13 protein-coding genes are annotated in these 11,746 nt (G+C 64.6%); 6 read left to right on the top strand and 7 right to left on the bottom strand.

Annotated elements, in window-relative coordinates; translation table 11 throughout:
• Positions 1-55: 55 nt before the first annotated feature.
• Positions 56-1,033, bottom strand: a complete 978-nt coding sequence (locus tag GJ629_RS10410) for a phosphoadenosine phosphosulfate reductase family protein (RefSeq protein WP_157512941.1) — start codon at positions 1,031-1,033, stop codon at positions 56-58.
• Between the two features lie 151 nt (positions 1,034-1,184).
• Between GJ629_RS10410 and GJ629_RS10415 the strand changes: the two genes are divergently transcribed.
• Positions 1,185-1,427: a hypothetical protein gene (locus tag GJ629_RS10415; protein WP_157512942.1), complete on the top strand. Its 243-nt coding sequence runs from the start codon at positions 1,185-1,187 to the stop codon at positions 1,425-1,427.
• A gap of 3 nt (positions 1,428-1,430) precedes the next feature.
• Here the strand turns inward: GJ629_RS10415 and GJ629_RS10420 are convergent, their stop codons facing one another.
• Positions 1,431-2,033, bottom strand: coding sequence for a hypothetical protein (locus GJ629_RS10420; protein ID WP_157512943.1), 603 nt, complete (start codon positions 2,031-2,033; stop codon positions 1,431-1,433).
• Positions 2,034-2,202: 169 nt separating this feature from the next.
• On the opposite strand from GJ629_RS10420, the gene GJ629_RS10425 reads away from it, so the two are divergent.
• On the top strand, positions 2,203-3,246 hold the full coding sequence (locus GJ629_RS10425) for an NAD(P)/FAD-dependent oxidoreductase (RefSeq protein WP_157512945.1): 1,044 nt from the start codon (positions 2,203-2,205) through the stop codon (positions 3,244-3,246).
• Here GJ629_RS10425 and GJ629_RS10430 read toward each other — a convergent pair whose 3' ends face one another.
• The 3 genes from GJ629_RS10430 to GJ629_RS10440 all read right to left on the bottom strand — a co-directional run bounded on the left by GJ629_RS10430 (position 3,247) and on the right by GJ629_RS10440 (position 6,366).
• The gene (locus GJ629_RS10430) at positions 3,247-4,428 is read right to left on the bottom strand and encodes a DUF5305 family protein (RefSeq protein WP_157512947.1); all 1,182 of its coding nucleotides are present in this window, start codon (positions 4,426-4,428) and stop codon (positions 3,247-3,249) included. It lies immediately after the preceding gene.
• A 66-nt stretch (positions 4,429-4,494) separates the two neighbouring features.
• Entirely contained in the window at positions 4,495-5,646 is a 1,152-nt protein-coding gene (locus GJ629_RS10435; RefSeq protein ID WP_157512948.1) for a signal peptidase I, read from the bottom strand.
• Positions 5,647-5,772: 126 nt separating this feature from the next.
• Positions 5,773-6,366: a DUF1102 domain-containing protein gene (locus GJ629_RS10440; protein ID WP_157512949.1), complete on the bottom strand. Its 594-nt coding sequence runs from the start codon at positions 6,364-6,366 to the stop codon at positions 5,773-5,775.
• A gap of 433 nt (positions 6,367-6,799) precedes the next feature.
• On the opposite strand from GJ629_RS10440, the gene GJ629_RS10445 reads away from it, so the two are divergent.
• A complete protein-coding gene (locus tag GJ629_RS10445; RefSeq protein ID WP_370515864.1) occupies positions 6,800-7,381 on the top strand; it encodes a hypothetical protein in 582 nt (193 codons plus the stop codon).
• 1 nt (position 7,382) lies between these two features.
• Entirely contained in the window at positions 7,383-8,156 is a 774-nt protein-coding gene (locus tag GJ629_RS10450; RefSeq protein WP_157512952.1) for a hypothetical protein, read from the top strand.
• Between the two features lie 13 nt (positions 8,157-8,169).
• On the opposite strand, the gene GJ629_RS10455 is transcribed toward GJ629_RS10450, so the two are convergent.
• Positions 8,170-8,508, bottom strand: coding sequence for a 2Fe-2S iron-sulfur cluster-binding protein (locus GJ629_RS10455; RefSeq protein ID WP_157512954.1), 339 nt, complete (start codon positions 8,506-8,508; stop codon positions 8,170-8,172).
• A 138-nt stretch (positions 8,509-8,646) separates the two neighbouring features.
• Between GJ629_RS10455 and GJ629_RS10460 the strand changes: the two genes are divergently transcribed.
• Both GJ629_RS10460 and GJ629_RS10465 read left to right on the top strand, forming a co-directional pair.
• Positions 8,647-10,017 carry a geranylgeranyl reductase family protein gene (locus GJ629_RS10460; protein WP_157512955.1) on the top strand — a complete coding sequence of 457 codons (1,371 nt, stop codon included), beginning with the start codon at positions 8,647-8,649 and terminating at the stop codon, positions 10,015-10,017.
• A 222-nt stretch (positions 10,018-10,239) separates the two neighbouring features.
• Complete coding sequence (locus tag GJ629_RS10465; RefSeq protein WP_157512957.1) at positions 10,240-10,731, top strand: type IV pilin; 492 nt, start codon at positions 10,240-10,242, stop codon at positions 10,729-10,731.
• Between the two features lie 21 nt (positions 10,732-10,752).
• Here the strand turns inward: GJ629_RS10465 and GJ629_RS10470 are convergent.
• A partial coding sequence (locus GJ629_RS10470; protein ID WP_157512958.1) for an amidohydrolase occupies positions 10,753-11,746 on the bottom strand: 994 nt, incomplete at its 5' end.

Genomic DNA, 11,746 nt, shown 5'->3' on the forward strand with positions numbered 1-11,746 from the left:
TTTTTGCGCGAGGGGGTCGCGCAGCGACCCCCTCGACGGAAAAAAGTGGGGGTTGTTACATATAACCGAGGTCGCGCAGGCGCTCCATCAGGTCCTCTTTGTCCTGGGCGCGGCCCGCGCGCTCGGTGGTGTTGGCCATGTCCTGGAGCCAGGCCGGCTCCTCGGCGGACTTGTCGGTCGAGACTTCACTGCCGAGGCTCCGGAACCCGGCGAAGTACTTCGGCGAGACGGGGATGTCCTCCTTTGCGATGCCCTCGGGCAGGTCGTCCTGACCTTGCGGCACGTAGCCGTCCTCGGGGTAGCCCTCGACGGTGTCCGGGACGACGAAGTTCCAGAAGGCCTCCCACACGTCGGCTTCCATGAACTGGAGGATCGGCTGGATGCGGTCGTGGGGCGGGTAGATGTCCGGGTCGTGGCGCGGGGAGAAGAACGTCTCGTCGGCGCGGGACTCCTGCTCGTCCCAGCGGATGCCGCTGAGGATGCCGTCGACGTCGTGCTCCTCGATGGTGTCGTTGAGCGCGACGGTCTTCAGCAGGTGGTTGCCGACGTAGGTGTCAAGCAGGAACGGGAAGGTGTCCTCCTCGTACTCGAGGATGTTGCGGACGTGGTGCTGGTTGTGTTCCGAGAGGTCCGAGACGGGGATGTCGTCGCCCGGCGTGAGGCCGTTTTCGTCGACGTAGTCGCCGACGTCCGTGTTACGCGCCCAGATGACTTCGAGGTCCCACTCCTCGGCCCAGTGCTCGACGAAGTCGATGAGTTCGTCGAAGTGCTGGTAGTGGTCGATGAAGACGACCGGCGGGACTTCTAGGTCGAAACGCTCGGCGACCTCCTTGACGAAGTACAGCGTGAGCGTCGAGTCCTTGCCGCCGGTCCACATAACGACCGGGTTCTCGTACTGTTCGAGGCCGACTTTGGTGACCTCGATGGCCTTCTCTATCTTGTCGTTGATCGTCGGGTAGTCCTCGGGACTCTCGCCCTCGCCGTCGGTGTAGTCGACGTCGAGGTAGTCCGGGAACTCGGTTGTCTCTGTCATCGTGTAATGAGATGTAATTAGACCGCGTAGTAAGTGTTTTTCGGGTTCGCCAGCCGATACGCTGTGGTACCACGACACACATATCGCTGGGCCGTCCGGCGGTTACGGAGTTGACTGGTGGTTTTTTGCTCGTGGTCGTCGAACGGCCGCTATGGAACTGACCGAACTGGAGTCGGCGTTCGAGGACGCAGGGTACGAGGTAGTCGAGACGACGCGAAATCGGGACCGAGTTCGGGTTGGTGTCCGCGAGGCTGGTGCCGACGCGGGGGACCTCCGCGCGCTAGTCACCGACACCGTCGGCGAGGACGCTGTTCTCGGACTGGCGGTCGAAGCGGAGTCGGTCGACGGTACCGACGGGATGAACACGGTCGTCACGTTCCGTTACCGGGACTGAGAATCAGTCGATGAACTTGTTGTCCCGCCAGTCGACGCCGCCGTCGCCCTGATCGTCACCGGGTTCCTCGGTGACGGTGATGGTCGCGGGGCGGGTCTCGCCGTCGACGATGCGGATGGCTTCGAGTTCCTCGTCGATGGCGACGATGGCCGTCAGCGTCCCCTTCTCGGCGATCCGTGCGATGCCTTCGAGGACGGTGAACATCGGGTACTGCAGGGCCGTGTTCTGGAGGACCGTCTCCCGGTCACCCTTGAAACAGGCGTACTCGACGAGTTCGGACTCGGGTTTTTCCTCCTCCTCCTCGTCGAACGCCCCCCACTGTGGGCCGCCAGTGCTGTTCGGTGATCCCCCACCGGGACCGTTGAACTCCTCCGGGTCCTCCTCGTACACCCGGTTCTCGGTGACCGAGGCCTTCAATTGGGCCGTTGGGGTGTACTTGCTCATGTTCCCGTCGGCGGCGACGGCGCTGAGGATGAGCGTGTTGTTTCGCCGAGTGATCTCGATGTCGTCGATCTCCTCGGGCAGGTCCGGGTCCTCGAAGTGGTCGTAGACGTCTTCGAGAGGCAGTTCCAGCGTCGAGTGGAGTCGGTATACACGGCTTGTCATAGTTTGTAGGTGGGGTGGGACGCAGTCTCGTCTCTACGTACGGCCGCATAGCATATATGGCCTACCCTTCGGGTATCTGCCGTGTGCCACCCCGACAGTGGCAAGCCGAAAACGGGGTGAGCGCCGGCTAACCTGACTATTATACTGCTCGCCCGGTTATCCCGTAGTGATGACTGACAGCGAGACGTACGAGGTGACCGTCGTCGGCGGCGGACCCGCCGGACTCACGACGGCCCTGTACACGACACGGTTGGGCCACGACACCGCGATGATCAACCGCGGCGGCGGCCGGGCGGCGATGATGAAAGACACCCACAACGTCGTCGGTGTGACCGAGGACGTCTCGGGCGTCGAGTGGTTACAGACTGGTGTCGAGCAGATTCAGGAGTACGGTGCCGCCTACTACCGCGATTTCGTCGAGAGCATCGAGCGACTCGACGACGGCTCCTTCCGTGTCGAAGCCGGCGACGTCACAGTCGAGACGGAGGCCGTCGTCCTCGCGACCGGCTTCAGCGACAAGCGGCCGGACCCGCCGCTCCCGCGGACGGGGGCCGGACTCCACTACTGTCTCCACTGTGACGCCTACATGTTCGTCGACGAACCGGTCTACGTGATGGGCCACGGCGAGGCGACGGCCCACGTCGCGATGATCATGTTGAACTTCACCCCCGAGGTGGACATCCTCCTGCGCGGGGACGACCCCACGTGGTCCGCGGAGACCGACGAACAGGTCCGGGCCCACCCCATCGACATCGTCGAGGCCGAGGTGGCCGGTATCCAGAACGGCGACGACGGCTGGCTCGAGGCTATCGAGTTCGAGAACGGTGAGCGGCGGGAGTACCGCGGCGGCTTCGCGATGTACGGCTCGGAGTACAACACGGCACTGGCCGAACAACTCGGCTGTGAGCTGACCGATAGCGGCGAGATAGCGGTGGGCGACCACGGCAAGACAAGCGTCGACGGCGTCTGGGCCGTCGGCGACGTGGTCCCCGGACACAACCAGATTCCGGTCGCGATGGGACAGGGCGCGAAGGCCGGCATCGACATCCACTACGACCACCGGACGTTCCCGATGGACACCGACGAGATAGAGGCGCGCGGCGGCATCGACGAGAGCGACGTGCCGGCGATATCGCCCCGCCTCCGCGAGATAGCGAACGACCACCACTCCGGGCCGCCCTCGCAGGCGGACGAGGCGGCGGCGGACGACTGATCAGTCCGGTCTCTCGCCGTCGCTCCCGGATTTCTGCTCCGCTGTTCCCCCGTCGGCAGGGTTCCGACCGGCGTCGTCCCCGCCTTCGGGGGCCAGCGGGTCAGTCACAGTCGCCGCTTCCGGGGGTTCGAAGGTGTAGCGGACGTCCCCGTCGTGGACGACGTACCGCTCCCCGGCGTCGAGTTCGAGGACGCGGCGGTCGGTGTCGATAGCGAGGTCGACCAATCCGGCGAGCGTCGTCGTCTCGACCTCCCGCTCGGCGTCCTCGACCGTCTGTGGCGGTGCCCGCACTCGCGTGATCCACTCGTCGAACTCCGCGCGCTCCCGTCGGTACGCGAGGGACGCCCGCTCGTCCTCGCTCACGTCGAGCCGTCCTGTGTAGCGAGACACCACGAGGCCGATAGCTCCGACGATGCCAACGAACAGCGCGAGTGGGCCGCCGAACCGACGGAGCGGACCCGGCGGGACCGCGACCGACCGGGTCGCCTGCTCGGTCGTCTGGTTGTCGTAGCGAATCGGTCCAGTATCGTTCACGCGGTAGACGTTGTCCTCGAATGTGACCGGTAGCCGGTACGTGCGGCGCTGGTCGACTGTCTGTCCGTTCCGCGTCCCACGCAGCGACACCGTCGTCCGGAAGTACGTCTCGGTCGTGCCCGGGCCGTCGAGCGCCCGTCGCTCGTCCTCGACGGCGTTCGCTACCTCGCTCATATTCCGGGCGAAAGACACCGAGAGCACGTCGCCGGGCCCGAGTCCGGTCCCGTTGCTTGCCACCGTCTCGGTGAACTGCCAGTACTCCGTCGTCCCGCTCTCGTCGACGGACTTGGCGACCAGTTCGACGGTCGCGTTCGCCGTCACGTCACCGCCCTCACTGGCGGTGTACGTGTACTCGAACTCGCCGTCGAGAACCGGTGCGACCGACCGGAAGTAGACGGACCTGTCGGCCAACGTCTCGCCGGCGGAGAAGGTCCGTGTCGAACTGACGGCCGTCGCTTGGTGGTCGTACTCCGCTGTCGATTCCCAAGAAGACAGTACCTCTGTCGAGTTTCGCGTCTCCGTCTCGTTCGCCGTGTAGGCGCTGTACGTCGTGACCCCACCCACCACCACGAGGATGAGCGCGACGCCGACCACTGCGAAGTAGTACCTATCGACGACTGAGCGGACGCGGATGCCACCTGACCCCATAGTTTCGAATAATAGACACGAAACTCATTAATCTTTTCGGCGCTCTGAAAGGAGAGAGCGACCCCGCTACGACCGGAACCGCGCTCGGACCCGGTCGAGTATCCCCGGACCGTCGTCTCTCGACCGACGGCGAACCCGTCCGGTGCCGATCAGCAGGCGACCGACGACGTAGAACGGGACGCCGATCATCGCGTCTATCACGGCGATGGGCGCCCACGGGTGGAGTTCGTACAGCGCGAAGACGTGTGACTGCGGCAGCACCGCGAGATACCGGTACTCCGTGACGAAAAAGCGGTAGGACCCGGTCTCGGACGGGGCACGCAGCGTGAGTGTCCCGTTGACGGAGTCGGTACTGCCGATACGGGCCTCTCGTGGGTCGATTGATACGTTCTCGCTCCCCTCCTCGAAGAACACGTAGACGGGAACCTGCCCGCCGTTGCCGACGGTGTACTGGAGGCTCTCGGCGGTTCCGCGCTCGATCACGTCCGACCGCTCGGACTCGAAGTCGGCGCTGACGACGTCGAACGACTGTGGGCCGGCCGGTCCGACCATCGCGGCTGTCGCGGCCAAGACCAACGAGGCGGCCATCATCCCGACGACCAGACGGGCGCTGAGGCCGCTGTTGCGCTCTCGACTCCGCTCGCGCCGCCGGTCGGTGCTGTATCGCCGGTCGAGTAGATACAGCCCCACGGTCAGCGCGAAGATGAGGTACGCGAGGCCTTGGACGCCGACGAGCGTCGGGATGCCGAGCCAACTCGACAGCGTCCGCTGGACGGTTACGAGGACGTTCTGAATCCCGCCGACGAGCAAGCCCAGGCCCGGGATGGTGACGACCCCTCCGTCGACCTGCCACGCGACGGCGACGATCTGTTCGCGCTTGACTACCGGTTCGCCGCTATCCTGGTCGGTAAAGGGGTTGTTGTCGCCCTGTGTGACGAACCCACGGTCAGTCTCCTCGACGACCCTGTGTGTCGTGAGGCCGCCGCCCTGAATCTGCTCCGCGCGGTACACCACTACGTCACCCTCCTCGACGGCGTCCGCGGCCGCCGTCGGGACGGTCACGAACCCGTCCCCCGTCTGGATAGTCGGTTCCATACTGTCGCTGGTGACGTAACTCAGGAGGACGGGTTGGCCGAACAACTGCCCGAGGACCAGCGAGACGACGATCACGATTGCCGCGACTGCGAGTCCCTTTTTCACCCCATCACGCCAGTCCATTGATGCGTTATTAACCATCAACTCAAATACTACTTTGGGCAATTACAGGGCGGTACAGGTACGTATGCGAACCACGGGACTCTGTCGCTTCCATCCGTTGAAAGAAGTGATCAGGTTGTGCTGACCCTACGAGGGTTCTTCGACCGGTTCGGTCGTCTCGTCGGCGTGAATCGTGACCGAGTCCTCGTCGGCGATGAGTTCGCCCGGGCTGTTGATGATGGAGTCGTCGTCGTCCGACCGCGTCGTGTCGAACTCCAACCCGACGTCGAGGGAGTCACCGACGCCGAGTCGGACGCTGTTTTCGCCCCCTTCGATGGATGCGGCGGGGTCCTCGTCCGCGTAGAAGGTCACCCTGCCGTCGAAGGTCATCCCCGAGTCGTCGACCCAGACGTCGACCGGTTGCGTGCCCTGATTCGTGATGCGGAACACCTCGTCGAACTGCGAGATGGCGTCGGTGTTCAGACCGCTTCCTTCGGTGCCACCGCTCCCGTCGAACCGCAGTTCGAGTTCGCCTTCGGGGTAGCCCTCCACCGTTGCGAACTCGTCGTTTTCCAGCTCTCCGGGGGCCGCCATCCCGAGGTACGCGTCCGCATCGGGTGCGGTCTCCGCGGTGAGCGTCCGGTCCGCTTCGACTGAGGAGAACGCGCCAGTACCCAGTGCAGCTGCCCCACCGGCAGCGAGCGATCCCATCCCGAGCAAGAACTTGCGTCGTTTCGTCATTGTTTTTCACCGTTTTACCACGCGCCCCGAGCCCCACCCCGGTAACTGCCGACCGGGTTTGTCTCCGAGGCGCGCTCGGGTGGTGATGGGACCGCTTTCCACCTTGTATTATGCCGATTGATAGCTTCTCACAGAGGGCTTGAACGCTGTTCAAGCAGTCGTTGAACCGACCGAGAGTGCTCAAAGACTGTTTGAAAACAGCCGCTTGTAATCTGACAACTCTCATTCTACTGCATTCCACATATTACATCACTCAATAAATACGATTATTGGATATTTGTCGTCTCGCACCATTGAAACAGCCGTTTAGCGGCAGTTTCCGGAAACCTTCATTAATTTTATACTGGTTCGATAGTGTCATTCGTACGTGTGGTGGGACGGGATGTCAAAGTCTTCCGGGGGCATTGCTCCCCCTTCGGAGCCAGTAGAACCAGTGACAGAGCAAGCGAGCGAGCGAGAGACGGACGAGTCGGCTGTGCCGCTCTCTCGGGATGAAACCTTCGAGATTCTTAGCAACCAGCGCCGGCGGTTTGCCTTGCATCACCTCTATCAGAACGGGGAGCGGGCGGACCTCGGTGACCTCTCGGAGGCCGTCGCGGCGTGGGAGAACGGTATCAGTCTCGAGGAGGTGTCGTCGGCCGAGAGAAAGCGCGTCTACACGTCGCTCCAGCAGTTCCATCTACCGAAGATGGACGAGAAGGGTATCGTCACGTTCGACGACCGGAAAGGAGTCATCGAGTTGACCGACAGGGCCGACAACGCCGACGTGTACCTCGAAATCGTCCCCGACCGGGATGTCCCGTGGAGCCAGTACTACCTCGGGCTCAGTTCGGTGAACGTCGTGTTGCTCGTCGGCGCGTTGCTGGGCGTGTACCCGCTCACGCTCGTCCCCCCGTTCGGATGGGGGTTGTTCGTCGCGACGTCGGTCCTCGTCTCCGCGCTCGTTCATACGTACTACAGTCGAACCGAGATGCAACTGGGATCGGACGCCGAACCGCCCGAGATAGGGGACTAGTATGAACCGGAACCTGCTGTACGGCGCAGTACTCGTCCTCGCGGTGAGCCTGCTCGTCGGCAGTGGCGGGTTCAGCGCCGTCTCGGCCGACCGCGGCGTCGGTGCGGCAGTCGCCGCCGACGAACGCGCGTACCTCGGTATTCAGGACCGAACGCCGGCGGAGGGAACGGTCGCCGGTGAACCGATCACACTGCTTGAGGTGACCGACAACTTCCCGGCGGATGTCGACCTCGACAGCGTCCGACTGACTGACGCGCAAGCCCCGATAGCACTCCGGAGCGGGTCTTTGGAGTTGGATCCCTCGGGCGACGTGACGGCGACGTGTACGGCACCGACCGACGGGACGGAGACAGTGTCGATCAGGCTCCGTGCCAGCGGGGCGGGCGTCGAAATGGCACTGAACCGACAGATAGCCGTCGACTGTTCGCCCGCGGCGCTTGATCCTGCCGATATCACGTTCTACGGGTGCGGGAAGGCTCACGTCGGCGCGCCCGACGCGACACTCGACTCGGGTCTGGACGTGACACTCGTCGGTGTGAACGGCGGTGGCGTGACCGAGACGGCCGATACGGTCACCGCGGCCGACCGCAGCACTGCGGGGCCGAAGGGCAAGAGCATAGGGCTGGCCGTCCCGTCCGAGGGGCTCGTCGTCACGAATCCGAACTACGATTTCGACGCGGACGACTGCAGTGGCGCTGCCGCGGGAACGCCTGCGGAAGGTATTCCCGGCGACCCGCGGGATACTCTCGACGGTGCGACCAGCAGTGAGGAGTAGTCGGCTCTAGGGGTCAGTCGTCGGCAGCGGCGTCGGTCCCGGCTGACCCGGCCTCGGTCACGTCGTCTTCGATGCTCGGCGGGTACTTCCCGCGGTCGAGTTTCAGGTCGCTCTGGGGGCGGGCCATACAGGTCAGCGCGTAGGACTCCCGTTCCTCGTCGGTGAGTCCACGGGCGGCGGGCTGTGTCACGTCGCCCTCGATGATCTTCGCCGAACAGGCCAGACACATCCCGACGCGGCAGGAGTACTCCTGAGCGATGCCCTCCTCGATACAGCGACTCAGGATAGTCTCTTTGTCCGAGACGGAGATGCTCTCGCCCGTCCCGACGAACTCGACAGTGTACTCGCTCATACAGGGCCGTACGACCATCCACTACAAAACGCTTTATCGTCGATCCGTCCGCGGTGAGAGGACAGAATGGCCGCCAGATACCGTCAGACGACGCGTGGTATCTAAAGAGTTTTGCCGGTCGACCCATCAGGGGTTAGCATGACTACCCACGAGTACGACGTGGCCGTCGTCGGGGCCGGAACGACCGGGTGTTACGCCGCGGCGACGATCCAGAACGAGGGGCTCGACGCCGTTATCGTCGAGCGGAAAGACGCCGACGAGGCGGGACACATCGCCTGCGGGGACGCGCTGAAAGGGGCCAGCGCCTTCCCGGAGGCGATTCCCAAGAGCCGCATCGAGCCCTCGTTCACAAACACGGGCGTCGACCACGGCCGATTCGAGATACCGACACAGAACACCGTCGTCGACATCCCGGTCCCGGGTGAACTCGCGGTCATCGACCGCTTTGATTACGGCCGGCGACTGATCGAGGGGGCCAAAGCCGCCGGGGTCGACTTCCACTTCGATACGGTCGTCCAGGACGTACAGCAGGACGCGACCGGTCAGGTGACGGGTCTGGAAGCGACGCGAAAAGGCGACCACATCACTTACGACACTGAGATGGTCATCGACGGCGCGGGCGCGTTGTCGATACTGCAGGACAAAGCCGATCTGGCGGACGCGACCTTCGACACGAACGTCCAGTACTCGCAGTTCTGTTCGGCCTATCGGGAGGTCATCCACGTCGACGAACCGGTCGAGTGGGACGACGCCCTCGTGTTCAAACCGACCGAGCGCTCGGCGGGATACATCTGGTACTTCCCGCGGACCGACACCGAGATAAACGCCGGACTGGGGTTCCAGATGAACGAGGAACCGATGGAACTGGTCGACGCGCTACGGCGTGATCTGAACGAACGTCCCGAGTTCGACAACGCCACCGTCGAGGACAAACTCGGGGCGGCGCTGCCGACCCGTCGGCCGTACGACTCGGCGGTCGCGCCGGGGTTCATCGCGGCCGGGGACGCCGCGGGCCACGTCAACCCGACGACCGGCGGCGGCATCGCCGGGGCGGCATACGCGGGCCAGTACGCCGGCGAACAGGCCGTCGAGGCCATCAGCGACGGGACCGTCGAGGAGGCCGCCCTCTGGGAGTACAACGAGCGCGTGATGGACCACTTCGGCTCCCGGTACGCGGCGCTGGACGTCTACAACATCTTCGTCACCGCCTACGACATCGACGACCTGACCGCGATGCTTGCGGCCCTGCCCGTCGAGAACCTCTCTGAGGCGCTTTACTCCGGGTCGACGAACGTCAGTTGGCTGTTGAAGATCAAGACGGCGATCAAGACTATCGGTCACTGGGGAACTATCAGGGACCTCTACCAGACCAAGGAACTCGCGGACAACGTTCTCGACCACTACGAGTCCTATCCCACCTCCCCGTCGTCGTTCGCCGACTGGCAGAGCCAGCGTGACACGCTACTGGACCAGGTCTACGAGACGACGGGCGCGGAGCCCAAGTACTGATACTGGTTCTCGGCGCTGCGTATCGGTTCGACCGTCCGATACTGGGCGGTCGATACCGAAATGGCCTACGAGAAACGGTCCGACCGGTCCGTTCGGGAACATTTATGTGGTGTCAGTAAAGAACTACAGGCCACGCACGGCCGGTTGGGGACCCGGCAGGCGGAGTTCGTGGGGGATTCCGCCGAACGCCGGGCGTCGGTTTCGTGCTTGGGGGTATTCAGCATGCACATCGGATCGTTCGACACGGAACGTGCCGTATCGCCGGTCATCGGGGTCATCCTGATGGTCGCAATCACCGTCCTGCTCGCAGCGACGGCAGCGGTGTTCTTCACCGGGTTTCAGGACGAGACCCGGCAGGGACCGCCGAGTACCGCCTTCTCCATCGAGTACGACGCCAACGCCGAGACCATCGGCGGTAGCCCCTCAGACGTGGTGACGATCAGCCACCAGAGCGGCGACACGCTGACGGCCGGTGATCTCCGCGTCGACATCTCCGGGACGGCCGTCGACGGTCAGTACGACTACGAGTCGTTCACCACGTCCGACGGGACACCAGTCGGCGAGGAGAGCCAGATAAGCGCCAGCGACGAGATAGAAATCGGCGCGGGCGACTTTTCCGGGGCGAGTACCGTCGACTTCTCGAACGCCGAGGTGACGGTCATCTACACCGGCGGGAGCGGCACCCAGGAGATAAACAGCGAGGACTTCTCGTAGCGACCCTCGCCGCTCGCTCTCTCAGTTCTGTACGCCGCGGATAGCGTCGCTGAGCACGTCGACACCGATGGCTATCGACTCCTCGTCGACGTCGAACGTCGAAGTGTGGTGGCCGCCGGGGTGGTCGGTCCCGACGCCGACGTACGTCGCCGTCCCGCCCCGCTTTTGGACGTAGTTCATCAGGACCGTCGCGTCCTCGCTGCCGCCCAGCGGTGCCCGGCGACGGATCGAGTCCACGCCGTCTGCTCCCTCGGCGGCGGCGACGACGAGGTCGATAAGTCCGTCGTCGCTGGTCGCGCTCGGCGCCTGTCCGACGGTGTCGATTGCCACCGAGCAGTCGTGCATCGCCGCGGCGGCCTCGACGACCTGATCGGCTCGGTCGCGCATATACTCCATCAGCGGCGTGGCCTCGCCGCGGACCTCACAGACGATGCGCGCCTCCTCGGCGACGATGTTCGGCGCCGTCCCGCCCTCGACGACGCCGACGTTGACCCGCGTCCGCCCGTCGGCGTGCCGGGAGATGCCGTAGAGGTTGTTCGTCGCCGTCGTCGCCGCGAGGAGGGCGTTGCGGCCGTCCTGCGGCGCGGCCCCGGCGTGGGCGCTCTCGCCCTCGAAGGTCGCCTCGAAGTGGCTCACGGCCAGAAACTCCCCGACGCCGGCGACGACTTCGCCGGTCGGATGGTCGAGGCCGACGTGGACCGAAAACAGCGCGTCGACGTCGTCGAGGTGCCCGCTGTCGGCCAGCGCCTGCCCGCCACCGATGACCTCCTCGGCCGGTTGGAAGAGCAGTTTCAGCGTCCCCGCGAAGTCGCTGTCGGCGATGCGCTGGAGGACCCCGAGTCCGATAGCCGCGTGGGCGTCGTGACCGCAGGCGTGCATCGCGGGCGTCTTAGAGCGGAACCCCTCCGCCGCGGGCGTGTGGTCCTCGTCGGTCGATTCTTCCCGCGGGAGCGCGTCGATGTCGACCCGGAGGGCGACGGTCGGCCCCTCCCCGCGGCGGAGGACGGCGACGGCC

Source organism: Halapricum sp. CBA1109, assembly GCF_009741825.1.
Lineage (GTDB): Archaea > Halobacteriota > Halobacteria > Halobacteriales > Haloarculaceae > Halapricum.